The sequence below is a fragment of the Caulobacter sp. GW821-FHT12A07 genome, from assembly GCF_058807655.1.
Map to the genome: position 1 here is coordinate 1 of NZ_JBXAQX010000007.1, position 23,414 is coordinate 23,414.

The 23,414-nt window shown below is 66.6% G+C and carries 22 protein-coding genes; 15 read left to right on the forward strand and 7 right to left on the reverse strand.

Annotated elements, in window-relative coordinates:
- Positions 1-158: 158 nt before the first annotated feature.
- From AC1RRS_RS15210 to AC1RRS_RS15225, 4 genes are read right to left on the reverse strand one after another with little or no spacing between them, the layout of a single operon-like run.
- A complete protein-coding gene (locus tag AC1RRS_RS15210) occupies positions 159-806 on the reverse strand; it encodes an ABC-type transport auxiliary lipoprotein family protein (protein ID WP_487291707.1) in 648 nt (215 codons plus the stop codon).
- Positions 803-1,741 (reverse strand): MlaD family protein, encoded by a 939-nt coding sequence (locus AC1RRS_RS15215; RefSeq protein WP_110121203.1) that lies wholly within the window; start codon positions 1,739-1,741, stop codon positions 803-805. Before AC1RRS_RS15215 ends, AC1RRS_RS15210 begins: the two co-directional genes overlap by 4 nt.
- The gene (locus AC1RRS_RS15220) at positions 1,741-2,556 is read right to left on the reverse strand and encodes an ABC transporter ATP-binding protein (RefSeq protein ID WP_487291709.1); all 816 of its coding nucleotides are present in this window, start codon (positions 2,554-2,556) and stop codon (positions 1,741-1,743) included. Before AC1RRS_RS15220 ends, AC1RRS_RS15215 begins: the two co-directional genes overlap by 1 nt.
- On the reverse strand, positions 2,553-3,668 hold the full coding sequence (locus AC1RRS_RS15225) for an MlaE family ABC transporter permease (RefSeq protein WP_492855872.1): 1,116 nt from the start codon (positions 3,666-3,668) through the stop codon (positions 2,553-2,555). Before AC1RRS_RS15225 ends, AC1RRS_RS15220 begins: the two co-directional genes overlap by 4 nt.
- A gap of 284 nt (positions 3,669-3,952) precedes the next feature.
- Between AC1RRS_RS15225 and AC1RRS_RS15230 the strand changes: the two genes are divergently transcribed.
- The 7 genes from AC1RRS_RS15230 (at position 3,953) to AC1RRS_RS15260 (ending at position 10,396) form a co-directional block, all read left to right on the forward strand.
- On the forward strand, positions 3,953-5,413 hold the full coding sequence (locus AC1RRS_RS15230; RefSeq protein WP_492855873.1) for a glucan biosynthesis protein G: 1,461 nt from the start codon (positions 3,953-3,955) through the stop codon (positions 5,411-5,413).
- Between the two features lie 170 nt (positions 5,414-5,583).
- A complete protein-coding gene (locus AC1RRS_RS15235; RefSeq protein WP_492855874.1) occupies positions 5,584-7,128 on the forward strand; it encodes a globin-coupled sensor protein in 1,545 nt (514 codons plus the stop codon).
- An 884-nt stretch (positions 7,129-8,012) separates the two neighbouring features.
- Positions 8,013-8,363: a DUF3892 domain-containing protein gene (locus AC1RRS_RS15240; protein WP_492855875.1), complete on the forward strand. Its 351-nt coding sequence runs from the start codon at positions 8,013-8,015 to the stop codon at positions 8,361-8,363.
- Positions 8,364-8,543: 180 nt separating this feature from the next.
- Positions 8,544-8,939: a hypothetical protein gene (locus AC1RRS_RS15245; RefSeq protein WP_492855876.1), complete on the forward strand. Its 396-nt coding sequence runs from the start codon at positions 8,544-8,546 to the stop codon at positions 8,937-8,939.
- 85 nt (positions 8,940-9,024) lie between these two features.
- On the forward strand, positions 9,025-9,258 hold the full coding sequence (locus tag AC1RRS_RS15250; RefSeq protein WP_492856088.1) for a helix-turn-helix domain-containing protein: 234 nt from the start codon (positions 9,025-9,027) through the stop codon (positions 9,256-9,258).
- Between the two features lie 449 nt (positions 9,259-9,707).
- A complete protein-coding gene (locus AC1RRS_RS15255) occupies positions 9,708-9,953 on the forward strand; it encodes a DUF1883 domain-containing protein (protein ID WP_492856089.1) in 246 nt (81 codons plus the stop codon).
- A 266-nt stretch (positions 9,954-10,219) separates the two neighbouring features.
- Positions 10,220-10,396, forward strand: a complete 177-nt coding sequence (locus tag AC1RRS_RS15260) for a winged helix-turn-helix transcriptional regulator (RefSeq protein WP_492856090.1) — start codon at positions 10,220-10,222, stop codon at positions 10,394-10,396.
- A 58-nt stretch (positions 10,397-10,454) separates the two neighbouring features.
- Here AC1RRS_RS15260 and AC1RRS_RS15265 read toward each other — a convergent pair whose 3' ends face one another.
- The gene (locus AC1RRS_RS15265) at positions 10,455-11,519 is read right to left on the reverse strand and encodes a LacI family DNA-binding transcriptional regulator (protein WP_487291715.1); all 1,065 of its coding nucleotides are present in this window, start codon (positions 11,517-11,519) and stop codon (positions 10,455-10,457) included.
- A 230-nt stretch (positions 11,520-11,749) separates the two neighbouring features.
- Here AC1RRS_RS15265 and AC1RRS_RS15270 point away from each other — a divergent pair, with 230 nt between their 5' ends.
- From AC1RRS_RS15270 to AC1RRS_RS15280, 3 genes are all read left to right on the forward strand, one after another.
- Complete coding sequence (locus tag AC1RRS_RS15270; RefSeq protein WP_492855877.1) at positions 11,750-13,006, forward strand: MFS transporter; 1,257 nt, start codon at positions 11,750-11,752, stop codon at positions 13,004-13,006.
- An 18-nt stretch (positions 13,007-13,024) separates the two neighbouring features.
- Positions 13,025-13,849, forward strand: a complete 825-nt coding sequence (locus tag AC1RRS_RS15275) for a TrmH family RNA methyltransferase (protein WP_492855878.1) — start codon at positions 13,025-13,027, stop codon at positions 13,847-13,849.
- 64 nt (positions 13,850-13,913) lie between these two features.
- Positions 13,914-14,891 (forward strand): alpha/beta hydrolase, encoded by a 978-nt coding sequence (locus tag AC1RRS_RS15280; protein ID WP_492855879.1) that lies wholly within the window; start codon positions 13,914-13,916, stop codon positions 14,889-14,891.
- 412 nt (positions 14,892-15,303) lie between these two features.
- Here the strand turns inward: AC1RRS_RS15280 and AC1RRS_RS15285 are convergent, their stop codons facing one another.
- Positions 15,304-16,317, reverse strand: a complete 1,014-nt coding sequence (locus AC1RRS_RS15285; protein WP_492855880.1) for a hypothetical protein — start codon at positions 16,315-16,317, stop codon at positions 15,304-15,306.
- 401 nt (positions 16,318-16,718) lie between these two features.
- On the opposite strand from AC1RRS_RS15285, the gene AC1RRS_RS15290 reads away from it, so the two are divergent.
- Positions 16,719-17,663, forward strand: a complete 945-nt coding sequence (locus AC1RRS_RS15290; RefSeq protein ID WP_492855881.1) for a CPBP family intramembrane glutamic endopeptidase — start codon at positions 16,719-16,721, stop codon at positions 17,661-17,663.
- Between the two features lie 81 nt (positions 17,664-17,744).
- On the opposite strand, the gene AC1RRS_RS15295 is transcribed toward AC1RRS_RS15290, so the two are convergent.
- Positions 17,745-19,865, reverse strand: a complete 2,121-nt coding sequence (locus AC1RRS_RS15295; RefSeq protein WP_492855882.1) for a lytic transglycosylase domain-containing protein — start codon at positions 19,863-19,865, stop codon at positions 17,745-17,747.
- 254 nt (positions 19,866-20,119) lie between these two features.
- Between AC1RRS_RS15295 and dapA the strand changes: the two genes are divergently transcribed.
- From dapA to AC1RRS_RS15315, 4 genes are all read left to right on the forward strand, one after another.
- The gene (gene dapA, locus AC1RRS_RS15300) at positions 20,120-21,004 is read left to right on the forward strand and encodes a 4-hydroxy-tetrahydrodipicolinate synthase (RefSeq protein ID WP_492855883.1); all 885 of its coding nucleotides are present in this window, start codon (positions 20,120-20,122) and stop codon (positions 21,002-21,004) included.
- Positions 21,004-21,462: an SsrA-binding protein SmpB gene (gene smpB / locus AC1RRS_RS15305; protein WP_058349779.1), complete on the forward strand. Its 459-nt coding sequence runs from the start codon at positions 21,004-21,006 to the stop codon at positions 21,460-21,462. The genes dapA and smpB overlap by 1 nt, the downstream gene beginning before the upstream one ends.
- Before the next feature lie 215 nt (positions 21,463-21,677).
- Positions 21,678-22,838, forward strand: coding sequence for an acyltransferase family protein (locus tag AC1RRS_RS15310; protein WP_492855884.1), 1,161 nt, complete (start codon positions 21,678-21,680; stop codon positions 22,836-22,838).
- A gap of 115 nt (positions 22,839-22,953) precedes the next feature.
- Complete coding sequence (locus AC1RRS_RS15315) at positions 22,954-23,373, forward strand: DUF2147 domain-containing protein (protein ID WP_487291724.1); 420 nt, start codon at positions 22,954-22,956, stop codon at positions 23,371-23,373.
- Positions 23,374-23,414 lie beyond the last annotated feature (41 nt).

Consider the following 23,414-nt stretch of genomic DNA (forward strand, 5'->3'; position numbering starts at 1 on the left):
CCCGACCTGCTTCGCAGGCCACCCTCTCCCGCAAGGGGAGAGGGATCAGTTGTTCCGCTTTCGCGGGGATTTTACGGGGGAGGGCGGTTAGCGCTTCAGAAGCTGAAAACGGCCCCCCTCCGTCGCTCCGCGACACCTCCCCCAGAGGGGGAGGATCCCTATTCCGCCGGCAAACCCGCGCCCGCCGCGTTGATCCAGCCGACGATGTCGCCGATGACTTTCGCGTTGGCCTGGTCGAAGGCGGCGACGATGGCGCCGACGCGGTTGTCGGAGGCTTTCACCCTGGCTTCGAACAGCTGGTCGCCGACCAGGGCGCGGTCGCCGGTGCGGTTGATGACGCCGCGCACCTGGACGACGATTTCGGGGGGGGCCTTGGGGCCGTTCACATAGGCGGCCTCGAAGGCGCGGACCTCGAGCCGGACCACCATCTGGGCCTTGGCCACCTCGCCGCGGCCGATCAGGCGGGCGCGGCCGGGATCGGCGTCGAAGGCCCGGGCGATCGCCTCGTCGAACTGCACGCTGGCCGGGGCGATCCAGCGGGCGTCGGCGACATAGGCCGCCTCGCCGCCGGGGCTGGTGGTCAGGATGCGGTCGCCGGCCGAAGGGCGGGTGAAGACCGTGGGGGCCTTGAGCACGCCGAACATCGCGCCGGGCGGACCCTTGGCCGCCGCCGGGGGCGTGGTTCCGAAGCGGTACATGCCGGACGGCTTGGCCTTGGGGAACACGCTGATGCAGGCCGAGAGGCTGAGCGCCAGGCCGAGGGCCGCCGCGCCGGCGACCAGGGTCTTGATCCGGAATGCGCTCACGGCTTGATCTCCACTTCCTTGGCCGGGGCCTTGCCCACCAGGCCGCGCGGGTTCTGCTCCACCTCGCCGACCAGGCGGTCGAGCGACTCGGCGGCCGACTGCAGGGTGACGATGGCCGAGGACAGCTGCGGCAGGCCGGTGGAGGCGAAGTCGCTGGTCGGGCCTTCCAGGTTGCTGACCATGGTCCGCACGTCCTTGGCGGCCGCCTTGATCTCGTCGGCGGCCGCGCCGAGGTCCTTGATCGCCTTGCGGCCGTCGCCGTCGACCACGCCCTGGGTCGAGCGCGACAGGTTGGCGATCTCCTGGGCCGTCGTGTCGATGCTCTGCAGCGCCTTCTGGGCGTCGGCGATGATTTCCTTGCGCTCGCGCAGTTCGGCGGTGACCGACTGGACGTCGGACAGGCTGGCGCTGAAGGTCTTGATGTTGCGATCGGAGAGCACGCGGTTGACGCGGTCCAGGGCCTCGATCGTGCGGGTCAGCACCGTGCCGCCGCCTTCCAGCAGGTCGGAGAGGGCGCTGCGCTGGCTACGGATGATCGGGATGTCGCCCTTCTTCACCGTTTCCTTCAGCAGCGGCTTGGTCGAGGTGCCGGCGGTCAGCTGGATGTAGTTGACGCCGGTGATGCCCTGCGGCTCCAGCGTGGCGTAGCTGTCGACGCGCACCGGCACGTCGGAGGTCAGGCGGGTGTGGGCGATGACGCGGTTGGGGTCGGCCTTGTCGAGCTCGATCTTGGTGACCTCGCCGACCTTGATGCCGTTGAAGTGCACCTCGCCGCCTTCCGACAGGCCGCGCACCGCGCCGACGAACAGCACGTCGTAGAGGTCGTAGTCCTTGTTGAACTGCAGCTTGGCCAGCCAGACCACGAACACCACCAGACCCATGAACAGGATCAGGCAGGCCGCGCCGACGAGGGCGTAGTTGGCGTTTCTTTCCATCAGCGGCTCCTCGCCGTAGCGCCTTTCCCGGCCGCGCGTCCGCGCGGGCCGAGGAAGTATTCCTGAATCCAGGGGTGGTCGGAGTGTTCCAGCTCCTCGACGGGGGCCTGGGCGATCACCTGCTTGTCGGCCAGGACGGCGACGCGGTCGGTGATGGCGTAGAGGCTGTCGAGGTCGTGGGTGATCATGAAGACGGTCAGGTCGAGGCTGTCGGACAGGTCCTTGATCAGCTCGTCGAAGGCCGCCGCGCCGATCGGGTCGAGGCCGGCGGTCGGCTCGTCGAGGAACAGCAGTTCGGGATCGAGCGCCAGGGCCCGGGCCAGGCCCGCGCGCTTGCGCATGCCGCCCGACAGTTCGGCCGGCTTCAGCGAGCCGGCACGGGCGGGCAGGCCGGTCAGGGCGATCTTCAGGTCGGCCAGTTCGAGGATCTCGCTCTTGGGCAGGCGGGTGTGCTCGAACAGCGGGGCGGCGACGTTCTCGCGCACGGTCAGGTTCGAGAACAGCGCGCCCTGCTGGAACAGCACGCCCCAGCGGCGCTCCAGCGCCGTCCACTTGCGGCGCGAGGCCTCCTGCATGTCCTCGCCGAACAGGCGGATGACGCCGCCGTCGGGGGCCTTCAGGCCGATGATGCTGTTGAGCAGCACCGACTTGCCGGTGCCCGAGCCGCCGACCACGCCCAGCACCTCGCCGCGCTCGACGGTGAGGTCGAGGTTGTCGTGCACGGTGTTGTCGCCGAAGCGCGAGACCAGGCCGTCGACCTGGATCGGCGGGGCGGCCTCTTCCGGTTTGGTCGCTTGAGCGTGAGCGGCGGTCATATGTCGAGCTCCATGTAGAGCAGGGCGAAGACCGCATCGATCAGGATGATGGCGAAGATGGCGTGGACCACGGCGGCTGTGACCCGGCGGCCCAGCGACTCGACGTCGTTGCCGACCTCCATGCCCTGGCGGCAGCCGATGGCGGCGATGACCATGGCCATGACCGGGGCCTTGGACATGCCGATCCAGAAGTGGGTGGCGCCGACATAGTCGGTCATCCGCTGCAGGAAGAAGCTGGGCGAGAGGTCGAGCACCACCCAGACCACGACGATGCCGCCGGCCAGACCCGCCAGGGTGGCCACGAAGGTCAGCAGCGGGATGGTCAGCAGCAGGGCGGCGAAGCGGGGCAGGACCAGGGCCTCGTAGGGATCGACGCCGATCACCTGCATGGCGTCGATCTCCTGGTTCATCTTCATCGAGCCGATCTCGGCCGCGAAGCTGGAGGCCGAGCGGCCGGCCAGGAGGATGGCGGTGATCAGGATGTTGAACTCGCGCAGCACCGACACGCCGATCAGCTCGACGCTGAACACCTGGGCGCCGAAGTCGGTCAGGAGGTTGGCGCCCAGCAGGGCGACGACCGCGCCGATGAAGAAGGTGGTGGTGGCCACGATCGGCATGGCGTCCAGGCCCGCGCGCTCGGACAGGGAGATGATCGGGGCCCAGCGGATCTTGCGCGGATTGACGATGCAGCGGCCGATGGCCGTCAGCAGGTGGCCCAGGAACACCAGCGTGCCGTAGCCGTCGTGCAGCAGGTCGAACAGGCCGCGGCCGATGCGGTCGAGCAGGGCGACGAAGCCGTGCAGGCGGTTGTCGGGCGGGCACTCGACCTGGATGGCGTCGCCGACCAGTTCCAGCAGGCGCAGGGTCTGCTTGCGGGCCTTGATGTTCCCGGCCGTCAAGCGGCCGTCGGCGGCGCGGATGATGGCGTAGGCGCCGGCCGTGTCGCAGCGGCTCATGCCGGTCAGGTCGAGGTGGAACTTGTCCGAACCCTTCATCGCCTCGGCAAGGCGCAGGCCCGCGTCGGCCATGCCGCGCGCCGTCCAGTCCCCGGACAGGACGACCGACTTGCCGTCGTCCTTGTCTTCCAGGGTGAATTCCGCCCGTACGCCCATATACCGCGCTGATCCCTAGGTTGCTGACTCAGCCTAACAGGGACTGCGCCGCCGGCTCAAACGCGTCAAGGCGCAGCTTGTTGCGTCGTAATCGTGGCGCGGCCCGGATGATCGGTCTTGCAGCTTTATGCGGCGCCGCCGCAATGGCGCCGTCAAACCGCGTTAATTCGCTGTACGGTTCGTAGCGCCGAAGCGGCGCGCGGCATAGAAGGGGCCGCATGGAATTCGGTACGTTTAGCCGTCGCGGCGCGCTCGGCGCGCTGTCTCTCGGAGCTCTGGTCGCCATGCTCCCCCGTCTTGCCGCAGCGCAAACCGACACGGGATCGGCCGGCGAGCCGTTCTCGCCGGACATCCTGCGCGACATGGCCCAGGCCCTGGCCAAGAAGCCCTACCGCGCCCCGGCCACGGGCGGGAGCAAGGGCCTGGCCGGCCTGTCCTACGACGACTATTTCCGCATCCGCTTTAGGGCCGAGCACGCCCTGTGGGCCGATCGCCAGCCGCCGTTCCGCGCCGAGTTCTTTCCGCCGGCCTATCTCTATCCGCGCGTCTTCCCGATCCATGAGGTGCAGGACGGGATCGCCCGGCCGGTGCCGTTCGATCCGGAGATGTTCGACGTGCCCGGCGAGCACGCCGGCGCGGCCAAGGCCATCGGCGGCTTCTCGGGCCTGCGCCTGCTGTGGCCGCTGAACCGGGCCGACAAGCTAGACGAGATCGCCGTCTTCCAGGGCGCCAGCTATTTCCGCAGCCTGGGCCGCGACCAGTTCTACGGCCTGTCCTCGCGAGGCCTGGCCATCGGCGCCGGCGAGCCCAACGAGGAATTTCCCAGCTTCGAGCGCTTCTGGCTGGAGCGTCCGGCCGACGACGCCGAGACCGTCACCGTCCACGCCCTGATGGACAGCCCCAGCTGCACCGGCGCCTACAGCTTCCTGATCCGGCCCGGCCAGTCGGTGGTGTTCGACGTCACCGCCACCATCTTCCCGCGCGTGCGGATGACCAGGATGGGCGTGGCCGCTCAGAGCAGCATGTTCCTGTTCAACGTCTCGGACGGGCCGCGCGGCGACGACTTCCGCACCGCCGTGCACGACAGCGACGGCCTGGCCATGTTGACCGGGACCGGCGAGCAGATCTGGCGGCCGCTGACCAACCCGACCGCCCACCGCCTGTCGTACTTCCAGGACGAGAACCCCAAGGGCTTTGGCCTGGTGCAGCGCGCCCGGCGGCTGGAGGACTACGGCGACCTGGAGGCCCGCTACGACCTGCGCCCCAGCCTGTGGGTCGAGCCGCTCGGCGCCTGGGGCAAGGGCGCGGTGGTGCTGGCCGAGCTGGCCACCCGCAAGGAGAGCGACGACAACATCGCCGTCTTCTGGCGGCCGGACGCCCCGTGGGAGGCCGGCTCGCGCGTCGATCTTTCCTACCGCCTGCACTGGGGCGGCGAGCGGCGGGGCGACGGCGAGGCCAGGGTGGTGCGCACCCGCACCGGGGCCGACGCCCAGGCGGGCCTGCGGATGTTCACCATCGACCTTTCCGGTCCGATGCTGGCCGACGGGCTGGACGGGGTGAGCCTGCAGATCGAGGCCAAGGGCGGCCAGACGACCTGGAGCAACATCACGCCCTATCCGCGCGAGGCCACGGTGCGGGCCGCCTTCGGCCTGAAGCCGACGGCCAGCCAGGCCGAGCTCAGCCTGCGTCTGGTGCGCGGCGACACCCCGATCTCGGAGACCTGGCGCTATCTCTGGATGGCGTGAGCGCCGGCCCGGAAACTGGCCCGAAAAGCGACCTTCCGCCACACCCCGCGCAAGCTTTAACGGCTCGACAGGCGGTCATTTGCGGCTGGACCGCCCGGGTTTCAATCTTGGTTAATGAATTGCCGTCACGGCTCTCCTGACCAGGATTTTCAGTGACTCGGGGTGACGGCATGAGCGCGCAGAACCAGCTCGACCAGCGCATGAGCTTCATGCGGTTCGACCACAAGGACCGCGCCGCCCTGCGCGCGGCCAAGCCGCTGATCGACGCCGAGATTAACGGGGCGCTCGACGCCTTCTACAGCCAGGTCCGGGCCTTCCCCGAGACCCGCAGGATGTTCTCCAACGAAGCGCACATCGGCAGCGCCCAGACCCGCCAGTCCTCGCACTGGCGCCGTCTGGCGACCGCCGAATACGGCGCCGACTACCAGCAGGACGTCGCCCGCATCGGCAAGGCCCACGCCGTCATCGGCCTGGAGCCGCGCTGGTACATCGGCGGCTACGCCCTGGTGGCCGAGAAGCTGATCCGCGCCATGGTCGAAAAGCGCGCCAAGGGCCTGTTCGCCAGCGCCAAGAACGACGCCGAGCTGGCCGACGGCCTGGTGGCCCTGAGCAAGGCCGTCATGCTCGACATGGACCTGGCGATCTCGACCTATCTGGAACTGCTGCAGGACGAGCGCGACCAGCTGGAGGCCGAGCGCGCCAGCGCCGAGCAGCGTCAGGCCGACGCCGTGCGCGCGGTCGGTGACGCCCTGTCGCGTCTGGCCGCCGGCGATCTTTCGGCCCGCGTCGACGGCGCCCTGTCGCCCGAGTTCGTCAGCCTGAAGTCCGACTTCGACCAGGCCGCCGCCGCTCTTGCGGAAGCGATGGGCGCGGTAGACCGCGCCACCCGCGGCATCCGCTCGGGCGCCGACGAGATCGCCTCGGCCGCCGACGACCTGGCCCTGCGCAGCGAGCAGCAGGCCGCCACCCTGGAACAGACCGCCGCCGCCGTCGAACAGCTGACCTCGACCGTCGCCAAGACCGCCCAGAGCGCCCGCGAGGTCTCCACGCGCGTCGGCGAGGCCGCCACCGAGGCCCAGCGCTCGGGCGCCGTGGTCACCCGCGCCGCCGAGGCCATGAGCCAGATCGAAAGCTCGTCCAACCAAGTCAACCACATCCTGGGCGTGATCGACGAAATCGCCTTCCAGACCAACCTCCTGGCCCTCAACGCCGGCGTCGAGGCCGCCCGGGCCGGCGACGCGGGCAAGGGCTTCGCGGTCGTGGCCCAGGAAGTCCGCGCGCTCGCGCAGCGCTCGGCCGATGCCGCCAAGGAGATCAAGAGCCTGATCTCCGACTCCAGCCGCCAGGTGGGCGAGGGCGTCGAGCTGGTCCGCCAGACGGGCGACGCCCTGCGCGGCATCGTCGACAAGGTCGGCGCCATCGACAGCCTGGTCAACGAGATCGCCGCCTCGGCCAACGAACAGGCCACGGCCCTCAACGAGGTCAACAGCGCCGTCGGCCAGCTCGACCAGGTCACCCAGCGCAACACCGCCATGGCCCAACGCTCGACGGACGCCACCCGGGCGCTGCGGGCCGAAGCGGCGGACCTGGCCAACCACGTCGGCGGCTTCAGGATCGGGACGCACGCCGCGCCGACGCAGCGCTACGCCGAGCCGGAGCACCCGGTGCACGCGGCGAGAGCCAAGGTCGCGGCGTTCGCCCGACCGGGGCGGTGAGGGCGGTTCTAGACTGCAGAGGTTTTGAGAGGGGCGCGGCTGTGGGCCGCGCCTTTTTTCTTTGGGTCACGCCCGTTTGCCGTGATCCGAGATCCGAACGGCTTGTTGTGACTCATAGGCGACCTTGGGAAGGTCTGCTGCCGGGCAGCGGCCACGATATCGGGCCGCGACCGGGAAACCTGTTCCTTTCCGACCTTGGAAAGGTCCCTTTGTGCCGTTGGCTCTACCAATAGCGAGCTGCTGTCATTCTCCTACCGGTTCTTATCCCCGTGTTGCTCCGGCCCCGATAGAGCTTCATCCAGTGCCGGGAACTTACGATATTAGGTAGCAAACTCAGGAAGGCGCTCGATCGCTGCCACGAGTTGCATTAACTCTACTTATCAGTGAACTCGCCGATTAAAAATCACGACTCACGCACTTGGAAGGCAAGAATCACCGCGCTTCTTGCGGTTCAAAGCATGCGTTCTCCGGCATGGGTGCGCCTAAGAAAGTATTAATTACCAAGTGCCCGATACTTGCACAGAGTCGCCCTAAACCTTTTTGCGAGTCGAGATTTGGGGCCAGCTTTTTATCCCCTAAATCGCTACATATGTTGTGGATAACCATGTTGGCCACTATCCCTAGCGGCTTGTACGAAGGGGGAAGACGCGTCAGCGTGCCAATAGTGATGGTGCGCTAGGCACTGCTAACAGATGAGGCCCACCGGCTAACCGCCACGACGATGATTTTAGGGAAGAAGGCTGGGACCATGAGAGGCGCGATGCGCTCGGGTCTTGGATCGGAGAGGAGAGGTCATTCCCTCGGTCGGCAAAACTTAGGCGACCCCTCCACTCCTGGCACCATCGGCTTTGTGAACCGACGATAGCGGGAAGCTATGTCGCCGTGTGCGCGCTTGGCAACTCCGAAATCGTCATTTCAGTTCGCAAAGCCATCAAATTTCGCAACCGAAATTGATGGGTTTTTTGAACATGGCACTTCGATATCAAGTCACCTGCATTACCCCGGACGGCTCCGACTCCGATCAGCGCATCGATGGTATCGGGGGCTCCGGATTCCGCTACCTGATCGACGACGCCATCCGCAAAATCGAGGCTGGAGCCAACGAGTTCTGGACCTGCGCCGGTGGTCGGGCGACCGACGTGGTGGTTGCTAAGCTGGCCAACGGGCGGAAGTACCTGAAGACGGTCGCTGATGGCGTAGGGCCCAACAACCTCCTCGCTCTCCCGCGCTGCTAGCCGCAACAGATGATCAATGTGGCGGGGACCGGTCCCCGCCACACCTTTCCAGCTTCGCCTACTTGGGACTGGAAATATCGTTCGCCGTCTACCTACTCCATTGACGGACTACTTCATTGAGTTATTCTGAGGCCGTTACGGGAAATCAGGCCTCGGTTTCTAACCGCCCTGAAGGGATGGATGATGTTCAACGCGGATCAATATTGGATCACGGTCGCCGAGGTGAAGGGTTTCACGAAGGCAGCCAAAGATGCGCTCACCGACCACGAGTGGGATGCCTTGATTCAGCTAATCTCCCTCGACCCGGCAGTGGGTGAAGTCATTCCTGATACGAATGGCGTTCGCCTTCTTTCTCTTCCTGCCAAGTCGCAAGGTGAAAAGGGACGCGTTAGGATCATCTACTATTTCCGTGACTTGAATGCGCCAGTTTATCTACTGGCGCTGTACAAGAAGGGGGAGCGGATGAATTTGAATCCGGCGCACAGGAGCTTGATCCGAGAATTGGTTGACGAACTGGTCAACGCTTATGCGATCAAGTGGGCTGCTAATGACGCTGCGCACACAGGCGCAGCGTAGAAAGGAGCAACGGAGACTGGATATGAGTAACCCAAGCAAAATTGCAGACGGCTTGCGTGATGCTATCGCGCACGCCCAGGGAGGTATGGTTGGGGTTCGTGAACGTAAAGTCAGGGTCCCTGACAATATCAATGTGCAATCTATCCGTCATAAGCTTGGCCTCACGCAGCAGGAGTTCGCGCTGCAATTCGGGTTTAGCCTCTCTACTATCCGTAATTGGGAGCAGGGAACTCGTGTTCCGCCCGGACCATCCCGAGTTTTGCTGACGGTAATCGACAAGGAGCCTGAAGCTGTCCGTAAGGCGCTTGCCGCAGCGTGATTTTCTTTCTTCGGTGCGGCGTAAGCACCAAAGAGCCTGGAGTAAGTTTTATGATTGACTGACCCTAGAATGATGAAGCCGCCACGGAGTGGAGTCCATGGCGGCCTCGGAGTTCTAGGAATTCCGCAAACCTCGGACGAGCAGCGGATACCTGTCTTGTAGACAGCGCGGACCATGGGTCCTCGTAGATAGGGAGTCAAGCTCGGCCAAATGCCACTATAGGAGTGAACCTGTGGCCAAGCCTCCCTCAAACCACGGCAAGCCGTGGGATGCCAAGCAAGATGCGGCGCTACGCCGCGAAGCTAGCCAGAACACGCCTACCCGCGTGATTGGGCTCCATCTGGGCCGCACCCCGGCCGCGATCCAGAGCCACGCGTCGGACATCGGCCTGTCGCTGAAGCCCACCAACCAAAGCCCCTACGGCACCAAGAAGCGGTAGGTGGGGCATGATGCATTCTCGCGAATATCTGCACGGTGGCGACGTCGTCGTTGTGGACTGCACCCACCAGTGCGACGTGCTGGTGATGGATGATGTGAACTTCAGCGCTTATCGGCGCGGAGGACGGGCAACGTACTATGGAGGGGGCTATCGATACCTCCCCGCCCAAATCCCCGTCCCTCATGACGGACATTGGAACGTAGTCCTTCAGGCCCCCCGTGGGGCTAGGTACGGAATGAGCGTCATCAAGAACTAAGGAAGAGCGGCCCGATACTATTTCGGGCCGCTTTTTTATATGCAGCTATTAACTGTATGCTATCATCCGCATAGTCCTATGGATGTGGCCGCGACATGTCCGTCGGCTTGAGATTGTCGCGGCGCGAGCGAGGTGCTTAGTCGCATCGGGGATAAATGACGATCCAAGTGGTTGTCATGCTTCGCGCACACCCGCATCGCTTCAACGACCTAAAGCGGCGTGTCGCCGGGATCTAGCAGCTGATGCTGACCTGAACGCTCAAAAGCCTGGAGCGGGACGGCATGGTCCTGCGCACTGTCACGCCAGCGACGCCCCAGGTCGAATACGCGTTGACGGACCTGGGCCTATCCCTGTCAGAAACAGTCAGACCTTTGCCCCAATGGGCGAGCGAGAATCTGGCGACCATTCACGACAATCGCCAAGCATATGACGATCGTGCCTGATCGCTTGATTGTCGTGTTTCCGGAGCCAGCCCAAAGGCAGCTCCTGGCGCAAATCCCCTCACCCCACCGGCGGCGGAGCCGTGGACGCCCGGTGGATCAGTTCGAACGGCAGCAGTTCGTCGATCGGCGCGGCCATCGCTCCCGCCGCGCCGCCCTTGACCTGGCCCTTGATCAGCAGGCGCGTGGCCAGTTCGGCCATTTCGGCGACGGGTTGGCGGACGGTGGTGAGTTGGGGGCGGGAGAAGCGGGCGCTGGGGCTGTCGTCGAAGCCGGCGACGGAGACTTCGCCGGGGACGAGGACGCCGGCCTCGGCGGCGGCGGCCAGGACGCCCAGGGCCATGTCGTCGTTGGAGGCGAAGATCGCCGTCGGGCGGTCGGGCAGGGCCAGGAGGGCCTTGGCGGCGTCATGGCCTGACTGGAAGGTGAAGTCGCCCTGCTTGACCCAGGCGGCGTCGACGGAGAGGCCGCGGGCCTCCATGGCGGCCATGTAGCCGGCCCGGCGGGCCTGGCTGGCGCCGTGGCGGGGCTCGCCGACCACGAAGCCGATGCGCTTGTGGCCAAGGCCGGCCAGGTGCTCGGTGACGTCGCGGGCGGCGGCGAAATTGTCCATGTGCACGCGCGGGCCGGGGCCGTCGGTCTCTTCCGGGCCGAGGCGGACATAGGGCGTGCCGGACTTGTTGAGGAGTTCCAGCACGATCTCGTTGTCGGAGCTGGGCGGGGTGAGGATCACGCCATCGGGCTTGAGGGCGGCCAGCAGGGCGCCGACCTCCTGGCGGATCTGCGGGGCCTCGTGGTCGATCAGCTCGACCAGCAGGTGGTAGCCGGCGTCGCGGCACTGGAGCGTGGCGCCCAGCTGGATGCGCGAGAGGTAGTCGGCGCCGCGCTCGCTGCGCCAGTGGTCGATGGTCAGGGCCGCGTCGACGAAGACGGCGATGACGAAGCTCTTGGAGCCGGCCAGGCTGCGGGCCGAGAGGTTGGGGCTGTAGCCCAGGGCCTGGGCGGCCTCGAGCACGCGCTCGCGCATGACCGGCCGCACGTTGGGCTCGTTGTTCATGACCCGCGAGACGGTCTTGATCGAAACCTCGGCGCGCGCCGCCACGTCGTAGATGGTCACCGACGCCATCGGTTTGCCGCTTCCCCCGCTAAGCACGACTGAACTGTCGTTTGGTCGGGCCGCTTGGACTCAACCGTTCTGACCAGCCTAGAACATTTGGCGTACCGAACGCGACCCCGGAGCTTACGAAAAAACTGGAGGAGGGGCGCCGGCGCCTCTTGCCGGGCCGCAACGGCGCGGCGAAGGTCGCCGGGCAGGCGAACGCGGCGGCAAGACCGCGTCGGTCACAGGGAGCAGTCATGTCGCATCGCGGCGCAAGCCGGCCGGTCGAACCGGTCCGGCCGAGTTTCATCGCCGCCTTCACCTTCGCCCAGATGGGCGCCTTCGTCAGCTTCATGCCGCTGATCCAGGTGCTGCTGCCGCTGAAGGCGGCCGCGCTCGATCCGGCCCAGAAGGCGCTGGTGCTGAGCCAGACGGCGTTTTGGGGCGCGCTGATCGCCAGCGTCGCCAACCTGCTGGCCGGCGCGATCAGCGATCGGACGACCTCGCGCTTTGGCCGGCGGCGGCCGTGGCTGCTGATCGGCCTGGTGGGCACCCTGGCCTCGTACGTGGCGATCATGCTGGCCGACAGCCGTTTCGAGCTGATCCTCGGCGTCATCGGCTTCCAGCTGGCCTTCAACATGATGTTCGCGGCGCTGCTGGCGCTGCTGCCCGACCGGGTGCCCGACGCCCAGAAGGGCAGGGTGGCAGCGTTCCTGAGCCTGGGCCATCCGATCGGGGCGGTGGCGGGGGCGGTGCTGGTCGGCGGCCTCCTGACCTCGGAAGGTTCGCGCTACCTGGCGATCGGCGTGGTGCTGGCCCTGGCCATCGCGCCCTTTGCATTGCGCCTGAAGGACACGCCGATCACGGCCGACGACGCCGAGCGCTTCAGCCTGGTCGGCTTTCTCAAGGGGCTGTGGGTCGATCCGCGCAAGCATCCCGACTTCGCCCTGGCCTGGGTTAGCCGGTTCATGGTGCTGGTCGCGATCACCCTGACCCAGTGCTACATGCTCTACTACCTGCAGGACGCGCTGCGGTATCCGACCCTGTTTCCGGGCCAGCGGGCCGAGCAAGGGCTGGCCCTGCTGACCACCGTGGCGACCGTCGCCAATGTCTGCTGCGCGATGATCTTCGGCATGCTGAGCGACCGGCTGGGACGGCGGAAGCTGTTCGCGGCCGGGGCGGCGATGATCCTGGCCACCGCGATGCTGACCTTCTCGCTGGTGCCGGGCTGGCCGGTGGTGCTGATGGGGTTCGTGGTCTTCGGCTGCGGGGCGGGCTGCTACTACGCCGTCGACATCGCGCTGGTCAGCCAGGTGCTGCCCTCGCAGGCCGACGCCGGCAAGGACCTGGGGGTGATCAACCTGGCCAACACGCTGCCCCAGGCGCTGGCCCCGGTGCTGGCGGTGTGGTTCCTGGGGCCCAGCCGCATGGACTATCATTCGCTGTTCCTGGTGGCGGCGGGGCTCGCGGCGGCTGGCGGTCTGGCGATCCTTCCGATACGGGGCGTGCGGTAGTCTTCCTTCGGATCCGCCGTGCCGCAGTTCGTCACCATCGCCGACCCCGCCGACCCGCGCCTGGCCGCCTATCGCGACATTCGCGAGCGCGACCTGGTGGGCCGGGAAGGGCGGTTCATAGCCGAGGGCGAGACAGTGCTGCGGGCCTTCGTGCGCGATGCGCCCGAGCGGGTGGAGTCGCTGCTGATCGACCCCAAGCGGCGCGACAAGCTCGCCGAGGTGTTCGACGGCCTGGCGGACGAGACGCCCGTCTATCTGGTCGAGCAGGCGGTGCTGGACGCCGTGGCCGGCTTCCACCTGCATCGCGGGGTGCTGGCCGTGGGGCGCAAGCCGCAGGCGACGCGGGCCGCCGACCTGCTGGCGCGCCTGCCGGAGCGGGCGGTGGTGGTGGCGCTGTTCGGCATCGCCAACCACGACAACCTCGGCGGCATCTTCCGCAACGCCGCCGCCTTCGGGGCCGACGCCGTGCTGCTGGACGCCGACTGCTGCGATCCCTTCTACCGCAAGGCCATCCGCGTCTCGGTGGGGGCGACGCTGAGCGTGCCGACGGCCCATATCGGCAAGGGCGAGGACGCTGTGGACTTGCTGGCCGGGGCCGGCTTCACGCCGCTGGCCCTGACGCCGTCGGCGGGGCGCACGCTGGCTGAACTCGATCCGCCGGCCCGGGCGGCTGTGCTGCTGGGGACGGAGGGGCCGGGGCTGTCGGCGGATGTCATCAAGCGGTCGGAAGGGATCGGCATTCCGATGGCGGGCGGGTTCGACTCGCTGAACGTGGCGACGACCAGCGGGATCGTGCTGCATCACCTGAGGTTCGGCGGAAGTCTGCCGAGCGTGAGCCGCTGATCTTGTCCACCGGTTACCGGACGCTCTAAGGTCCGGCCAAACAGTAGAGTTCGGGAGAAACGTCATGCCGCAACTGAACCGTCGGGGCGCCTTCGCCCTGCTGGCGGGGATCACCGCCCTGTCGACCGCGAGCATGGCCAGCGCGGCCCGCAAGCCGGCCGTTCCCGAGCCGAGCGAGGTGCGGCCGCTGTGGCCCAGCGATCCGCCGGGCTCGCAGGGCGTGACCGCCCAGGAGACGGTGACCGAGCGCAGCGACGGCAAGGGTCCGCGCGACCGCGCCGTGACCCACACCCGCAGGCCGACGCTCAGCCTGTTTCGTCCGCGCAAGCCCAACGGCGCGGCGGTGATCCTGATGCCCGGCGGCGGCTATGAGCGCGTCGTCATGGACAAGGAAGGCTTCGAGACCGCCCAGTGGCTGGCCGATCGCGGCTACACCTGCTTCGTGCTGCTCTACCGCCTGCCGGGCGACGGCTGGGGCGCGGGGCCGGACGCGCCGCTGCAGGACGCCCAGCGGGCCCTGCGCCTGGTGCGCTCGTGGGCGCCGGGGATGAAGTTCGCGCAGAACCGCATCGCCATCATGGGCTTCTCGGCCGGCGGCCACGTGGCGGCCAGCCTGACGACCCGCTTCGAGGCCGAGGTCTATGACCGCGTCGACGCCGCCGACGACCTGTCGGCCCGTCCGGACCTGTCGGCCCTGATCTATCCGGTGATCACCATGACCGCCGGCCTGACCCACGCCGGCTCGCGCAAGCAGTTGCTGGGCGCGGCCCCGTCGTTCGAGACGGTGCAGGCCTATTCGCCCGAGGCCGGGGTGGGCGGGCGCACGCCGCCGGTGTTCCTGGTCCACGCCGCCGACGACAAGGCCGTGCCGGTCGAGAACAGCCTGATGATGTTCGCCGCCCTGAAGGCCAAGGCGATCCCGGCCGAGCTGCACGTCTTCGAGGAGGGCGGGCACGGCTTTGGCCTGCGCTCGATCGCCGGCAAGCCGGTGGCCGCCTGGCCAGGGCTGTTCGAGACCTATGCGAAGAAGAAGGGGATTTAGCGCTTCTCGCCATTTCCCGTCATTCCCGCCCCCGTGGCGGGGACATCCGCCGCTACCGACAACCCGCCAGGAAGCGGACGGATTTGATGTTGGCTAAGGGTGGTGAGCGGTCCTCTAAGCCCGTCCCTTCCTGGGGTGACGAGGGTAGTGGACGCTTGCCATGTAAATGCCGACCAATCGACCGCGCCGCCGCACATCGCTAGAGGCTTCCTTACAACCGAACTGAATGCCGGAGTCGGAGCAGCCCAACTCAAGGCTATGCCCGTCACTCTTACAGCCGAACGGGAGCGCGGCGCCTCGATGCGTGCCCCGCGGGATGAACAAAGGCCCTTCAGCGGCCATTGCCCGATGGCTCCCCGATCATCGTGGCGAAAAGCATGAAGGAGGATGAGCCCGCCGAGATGCTGGTCGATTAAGTCGCGCGCCCTGGGAAATCGAACTCCTTCTTTTCCGACACATCGATCAGCGCGACGTCGTCTCCGCTTACGATGATGAAGTCGGCGTCGTTGGAGGACGGAAGCCCTTCGGCGAAACCACCATCGATCCGCTGCCCGTGAACTTCGAAGGTGATATCCTCGGCAATTACATAGGCGTAGCTGTCGATACCCAGGTTCGCAAGGCCTCCAGCCACGTGCGGATAATTGGAGTATTTTACGTCGTTATATTTCGTGTCCAGCATACGTATGAATGCCTTCTCAACGTCGCTAGTCAGATTGGCTTTGGGCACGCCCGTGTCACCCTTCGCCATCCGCTCAAAAAACTCTTCGGATATCTCGTCATCAGGTCCCCACGAACGCACCTGAAGCGGATCGATCTCGAAGAGGAAGAAGTAGACTTCGTCGGTAAGCCGCGCTTCCGCTCTCATTTGATATTCGTTGCTCAGAATGCCAACGCGCGCGTGATGGGGCGCCTTGATAAGCCGATTGTAAGCGCCGTCCTCCGACATTCCGATGTAGAGTAAACTGTAGGTCGAAAACGACCTCACATCGCCGTCAATTTCGATCCCCGGCTCTTTGCGCCAGTGTTGGTATAGCAGAGCGTCAGGGCTCGCGCCCCACACGGCCTTCCTCGTTCCACGCTCATCGATGTCAAGGACGTAGATCGTCTTACTGCCGCCGTTGAAGCCTAGGGAAGCGCAATCCGGATCGCCATATCGATCTGACAGGAACCAGACATTCACTCGACCAGATAGGCGCTTATCACCCATGACGAGATCGAAGCTGCAAATCCCTTCATCTTCGTCGAAATTGAGCTTGTCGAAGAAGATCTCACGCCGCTGCGCGATCATGTAAATTGACGCGTCGCCAAGCCGTTCTTTCAGGCTCTTTGCGCCCTTCGTCCTGATCTTCCGAAGGATGTCGGCATCCTGGTTGGACAGAGGAGCATGAACCAGCCGGAGCGACGCCGTGAGCGCATGATGTGCCATCTAAACTGCCCTAGATTGGTGCCTACCAAGCGCCACGCAAAGCGGAGAAGCTCGAAGCTCCACCTTAGGCGCCACGGCTCTTAACAATGTCCGCAACGGGTCGTGAACCGAAGTTGGTCCGCCGCCTGTTCGGGCGGTCAAATCAGCGTCGCGAGCGAGTGTCTGTTTCGGTCAACCTTGTGGCGGGACCCCCTCTGTCGGCCGCAAGGGCGTGTGTTCACCCAGGCCGAAACTTGCTCGCGGCGGCGAATGACTGTTCTTACAAACAATTAATGAAAATTACTGCATCCGAGCGCTGACCCCGGCGCCTCTACAGCATGTGCCAAGAACGATCTGCGCATCTCTCAATATATGCGCGCGTGGCATGTGAATTTATGTCTTGAGGCAGTCGGAGGGGGCTTATGAGTGGAGTAGAGATTTTTGCGCCGCGCACCGCCAAAAGTCGGCGTACGTGGACCGCCGCAGCGCTGATCCTGATCGTCGTTTTCTTTTTGGTCGGACAACTGACGACCATCTTCGCCATCTTGAAGCCCCTGGGGTATCACAAGGCGGACCTTGATACGCAATGGCAGCCACTGGCTATCTACCTGGCCGGCGGAGGCGTTACCATACTTCTCATCGTTGCCTGGGCGTTGCTGTTCGAGCGCAGATCACCGGCGGCCTTAGGATTTAACGGCAAAATAGCCGGCGCCTATTTGCGCGGGCTGGTCGTCGGAGGGCTTTGCCTCGGCGCCGTCGTCGGCGTCATTTTCGCCGCGGGGGGTTACAAGGCCGCCGGGAATTTGTCCTTGGGCTTGCTGGCGCCGGCCGTTCTGACGCCGTTTCTGGCCTTGTTCGCCGGGTATGTGATCCAGGGAGCGGCCGAAGAAACCATGTTGCGTGGCTGGCTGATGCCCTTGGTTGCATCCAGGCACGGATTGATCGTCGCCGTTCTTCTCAATGCCGGCTTTTTTGCTCTGCTCCATGCGAGCAATATCGATCCCTCGAAGGAGCTCGTGCTCGGGCTCTTCAACCTGTTTCTTTTCGCCGTCTTTCTTAGCCTCTACGCCGTCAAGGAAGGATCATTGTGGGGCGTGTGCGCCTTCCACACGGCCTGGAACGCCCTGCTTGGTACGGGTTTTGGACTGGAGGTCAGCGGCCAGAAGGTCGCCATCGCACCGATCGTGGTGGGTTTGGCGCCGGTCTCAGGCGCACCGTGGTGGCTTACCGGTGGGGCGTTCGGCCCGGAAGCGAGCGTCGCCACGACGATCGTGCTTGCTGGCGGCTCCGCCTATCTGATCGCAAAGGGGGCCTTGAAGGCGGCGTCCAACGCGCGGCCTAGAGCCGTTGCAGAAGCCCTTTCGTAGCCGCGCCCTTGTCGGTTGCGAACACAAGGCGGGCGGGAATGACGGGAGAACAGGTCGGGGCGGAGGGGAGGCTATGAGCCCCTACCGCCCCCCGATCGGATCCATCGTCGCCGCGCCCGGCACGTAGCTGTAGCCGCCGCGCTTCAGATCGGTCGACAGGGTCAGGGGGGCGACGCCGCCGCCCAGGCGGGCGCGGTAGACCATGGTGGTCTCCAGGGTGCGCATCACGTAGTTGCGGGTCTCGCTGAACGGGATGCACTCGATGAAGTCGAGCGGGTCGGTGCTGGCGCCGCGCGGATCGCCGCACAGGGTCACCCATTGCGGCGGGCGGCCGGGGCCGGCGTTGTAGGCCGCGGCGGCCATGATGTAGGAGCCGCTGAAGCGGTTGATCATGTCGCCCAGATATACCGAGCCCAGGCGCATGTTGTAGTCGGGCTCGAACAGGCGATCGACGGTGTGGCTTTCGCCCAGCTTGCGGGCGACGCCGGCGGCGGTGGGCGGCATCAGCTGCATCATGCCGCGCGCGCCGACGCCCGAGCGGGCGCGGGGGTCGAAATTGCTCTCCTGGCGCGAGATCGAATAGACGAACGCCGTCTCGGCCGCGCCCGGAATGGGCGTGAAGTGGTGGTCGAGCAGGGGGTAGCCGCGCTCGGGCAGGATGAAGCCGCGCTGGGCGGCGGTGCGGACCGCGCGCATGGCCAGGTCCTGGTCGCCGGTGTTGCGGGCGAAGTCGACCAGCAGGGCCTCCTCGGCCGCGGTCGGCAGCTGGTCGTCGATATAGAGCACCAGGGCGCGGAAGGCGTCGTTGGCCCCCACGTCGCGCAGCAGCTTGGCGGCGCGCACCAGCTCGCGGCTCTCGAAGCGGGCGCGGTCGGCCTCGGTGATCACCGGGTCCTTGTCGAGCCGGATCTCCTTGATGCCGGCCTTTTCGGCGGCCAGCTGGCCGTAGAAGGTGGTGATGTACTTGGCGCCGTCGCCGTAGAAGGCCTGGGCGGCGATGGCGTCCCCTTGCGCCTCGGCCGCGCGGCCCTGCCAGTAGAGGGCGCGGCCGCGGGTGATCGGAGAGGCGCCGATCTCGGCGATGCGGCCGAAGTGGTCGGCGGCGGCGTCGGCGTCCTTGAGGCGGGAGAGGGCGATCCAGCCGGCGAAGAACTCGGCCTCGGCCGCGTCGGCGCCGCCGGGCAGGCCGGCGTTGGCGGCGGCGTAGGCCCCGCGGCTGTCGCCGTTCTTGATCGCCGACATCACCAGCTGCTTGCGCTCGCGCCAGATGGCGCCGGCGACGTCGTCGGACGGCGGCGGGGCGGGGAAGTAGCGCACCAGCTCCAGCGCCATCACGTCCATGCCCTTGCGGCGCAGGGCCGAGGCGCGTTCGAAGGCCACGCCCGGCGACAGCTGCTGGGTCGGGGGGAGGGCGGCCACCAGGTCGTTGGCGTTGCCGGTGCCCGAGCGCAGGGCGATGCGGGCCAGGGCCGCGGCCTGCTGGTCGGCCGGCAGCAGGGCGATCATGTCGCGCGCGGCCGGGCCCTGCTGGCCGTAGAGCAGCACGTCGGCGCGGCGGGCGTGGTCGTCGGCGGTCAGCACCGCGCCGAACCGCGCCAGCATGGCCCGCTGGGCGTCGACCTCGAAGCTCTTGCCGCGCCAGAACCGGCGGATGAGGTTGGTCGCGTCCTGGGCGCGGCCGCTGGCCTGGTAGGCCGATGCGAGCGCCATCGCGCCTTCGGCCGTCAGCGGTTCGGATCCGCCGAACCAGGCGATGGTCTGGGCCGGCGTCAGGCCGGAGGTCGAGAGGGCCTTTTCCGCCGGCAGGTCGCGGCGCGAGGCGCGGGGCCAGCCGACCAGGTCGCGGCGGGCCTGGTCGAGCTCGAAGAAGCTCATGCTCTCGGCGCCGACGTCAGCCAGGGCCCAGAGGGCGATCTTGCGGGCCAGCGGGTCGGAGATGCCGGTCATGGCCGCGCGCACGGTGGCCGCCGAGCGCTGGCCCATGACGGCGGCGCGCAGGTTGGCCGCGTCGCTGTCGGACAGGCTGGAATTGTTGGCGGTGTAGGGCGTGCTGATCAGGCCGGGACGGGCCGAGCCGGTATAGGGCTGGGGCGCGGTCGGCAGGCCCTCTTCGTCGGTCTGGCCAGTCTGGGCGTCGGCGACGCCCGAGATCAGGACCAGGCTGGCGCAACCGAGGAGAAGCCGACGAATCCCAAAAGCCAAAACGCGGTCTCCTTCACGAGCGGGCCCTGGGCCCCTATCTTGTCTACGACGGCTTCGAGGGCCGATTTGGGGCCGGAACCGAGACGATGCACGCTCTATAGCCCGGTTCGCCGCCGGATCGACCCGTCCAGGCGGGCGTAACCCTCGAAAAGGTCAGCTCGGCCAGTTGCGGTCGGGCGGCGCCCGGACATATTGTCCGCCCCCACGTTTCAGCCGCAACTCTCGCGGCGTCTGCTCACGGCAAATTGCAAGTCATGGTCCATTCCCCGTTCAAGGGCGTCATCCCGGCCCTGGTCACCCCGTTCCAGAACGGCGAGGTCGACGAGAAAGGCTTCGTCGCGCTGGTCGAGCGCCAGATCGCCGGCGGCGTGCACGGCCTGGTGCCGGTCGGCACCACGGGCGAGACCTCGACCCTGTCGCACGACGAGCACAAGCGCGTCGTCGAACTGTGCGTGAAGACCGCCCGCGGCCGCGTGCCGGTGATGGCCGGCGCCGGCAGCAACTCGACCGACGAGGCCATCGACCTGGTGCGCCACGCCAAGACCGTCGGCGCCGACGCCGCCCTGGTGGTGACGCCGTACTACAATCGCCCGAGCCAGGAGGGCATGTACCAGCACTACAAGGCGATCAACGACGCCGTGGAGCTGCCGGTGTTCGTCTACAACGTGCCGGGCCGCACGGGCGTCGACATCTCCAACGACACCCTGGCGCGCCTGTCGAAGCTGCCCAACATCGTCGGCATCAAGGACGCCACCGGCGACCTGACCCGCATCAGCCTGCAGCGCATCACCTGCGGCGAGGACTGGGTCCTGCTGACGGGCGATGATCCGACGGCGCTGGGCTACATGGCCCACGGCGGCCACGGCGTGATCTCGGTGACTTCGAACGTCGCTCCGGACGCCTGCGCCACCTTCATGAACGCCTGCTTCAACGACGATTGGGAGACGGCCCGCTACTGGCAGGACCGCCTGATCAAGCTGCACAAGGCGCTGTTCCTCGACTCATCGCCGGGCCCGACCAAGTTCGCCCTGGCGCAGCTGGGCCTGTCCACGGAAGACGTGCGCCTGCCGATCACGCCGTGCAGCGAAGCCGTGCGTCCCGCGATCCTGGAAGCGATGCGCGAGGCGGGTCTGGTCTGATGACCAAGCCGATCGCCGAGAACCGGCGCGCCCGGTACGACTACTTCATCGAGGAAACCTTCGAGGCCGGCATCATGCTGACCGGCACCGAGGTGAAGAGCTTGCGCGTCGGCCGGGCCAACATCGCCGAGTCCTATGCGTCGGTCGAAGGGCGCGAGATCAAGCTGATCAACGCCGACATTCCCCCTTACGGCCACGCCAACCGTTTCAACCACGAGCCGCGCCGGCACCGGAAGCTGCTGCTGCACCGCAAGCAGATCGAAAAGCTGATCGGCGCGGTGCAGCGCGACGGCCGCACCCTGATCCCGCTCAAGCTCTATTGGAACGAGAAGGGCCTGGCCAAGCTGGAGATCGGCCTGGCCAAGGGTAAGAAGAACCACGACAAGCGCGAGACCGAAGCGGCTCGTGACTGGGCGCGCGACAAGGCGCGGCTGATGAAGGGCGACCGGGGGGATTGAGAACCTCCCCCTGTGGGGGAGGTGATCGCGAAGCGATCGGTGGGGGGAGTGGTTGCCGACCCCGCCGATGTCCCGGAAGCTGAAAACGGCCCCCCACCGGCCTTCGGCCGCCTCCCCCAGAGGGGGAGGTTCCTTGGTTCAGATGCTCCCCCTTCAGGGGGAGGGTTTTGATCCTGGCCCCAACCTTGCTCCTCCTTCCGCGAAGGAGTCCGCCCATGTCCGATATTGGTGCAAAACCGGCCAAGGCCGCGCGTCCGCTGTCCCGTGGCGGGCCGCTGGATGCGTTGCGGTTCTTCGCGGCCTTCTTCATCGTGGTCTATCACTACGCCGAGCAGGCGCCGGTCTCGCTGTTCTCGATCCATCCGGCGTTCGGGCGCGGCTATCTGGCCACCGACTTCTTCCTGATGCTGTCGGGCTATGTGCTGGGCCGGGCCTATGGGCCGCGGTTCACCGCCGGTCAGGTCGACGACCGCGCCTTCCTGCTCAAGCGCGTGGCCCGGGTGTGGCCGGCGCACCTGGTCATGATCGCCGCCTTCGTGGCCCTGGTGCTGGCGACCTCGTTCCTCGGTCTGCCGGCCCGCAATCCGCAGTGGTACCAGTGGGACCAGCTGCCGGCGCAGATCTTCCTTGTGCAGACGTGGGGGTTCCAAGGGCCGTCGGGCTGGAACATGCCGACCTGGACGCTGTCGGCCCTGCTGGTCTGCTACGCCCTGTTCCCGACCATCTGGCGGGTGTTCGGCAAGGTCCGCTCGCCGTGGCTGGCCCTGGCGATCGGCCTGGCGATCTTCGTGGCGGTGGACGCCTTCGCCCGCGCCGCCTTCGGCCTGCCGTCGTTCCACCTGCACCTGCGCAACGGCCTCTACCGCGCCATTCCGCTGTTCCTGATGGGCGTGCTGATCGCCCGCCTGGCCCGCGAGGTGGTGATCGGCCCGAAGCTGGCCGACGCCCTGGCGGCCTTCGCCATCGTCGGCTTCGTGGCCCTGAACGTGGTCGGCGAATACGCCTATCCGAGCCTGGCCCTGCTGGGCCTGCTGATCTTCGCCGCCAGCGGTTCGGCCCAGAACGGCTGGACCTGGGCCAAGACCGGCGGGCGCCTGTCGTTCTCGCTGTACCTGACCAACCAGTTCGTCGGCGTGGTGTGGTTCGCCCTGCAACGCATGCTCGACCAGAAGGTCGAGTTGCACCAGGCCGCCCACTGGGTGATCTGGGCCATGGCCTTCCCGGCCGCGATCGCCTTCGCCTGGGTGTTCGAGCGCCTGGTCGACGCGCCGCTGCAAGACTGGCTGAAGCCGTACCTGGAGCGGTTCACCGCCGGCTGGGGCAGGAAGGTCGAGCGGAACCCCAGCGCTCAAACGATGGTTACGACCTCACCTTGAAAAGGAGGGGCCTTGAAAACAAGGCCCTGAAATCGCCTTGCCGTTCGCGGCGAGATAGGCGACGAGGGATAAAACGCGCGTTCCAAACACTACGCGCATAGGGAGTCGTAACTGTATGCTCAGGACCGCCATTCTCGCCGCCGTCGCCAGCGCCGCCTTCGTCGCGCCGGCCATGGCCGCCGACATCACCGGCCTCTGGCTGACCGAGACCAACGGCGGCCAGGTCGAGGTCAGCCGCTGCGGCAACAGCCTGTGCGGCAAGCTGGTGACCTCCGACCACATCAAGACCGACCCGTCCAAGAAGGACGTCAAGAACAAGGACGCCTCGCTGCGCACGCGCCCGCTGAAGGGCATGCAGATGCTGTGGGGCTTCAGCGGCGGTCCCGAGAAGTGGACCGGTGGCAAGGTCTACAACGCCGACGACGGCGGCACCTATTCGGGCACCATCACCATGACCTCGCCCGACAAGCTGAAGCTGAAAGGCTGCATCGTCGCGCCGCTGTGCAAGACGCAGGTCTGGACGCGGTTGAAGTAGAACTCTCCTTCTCCCCTTGCGGGAGAAGGTGTCAGCGAAGC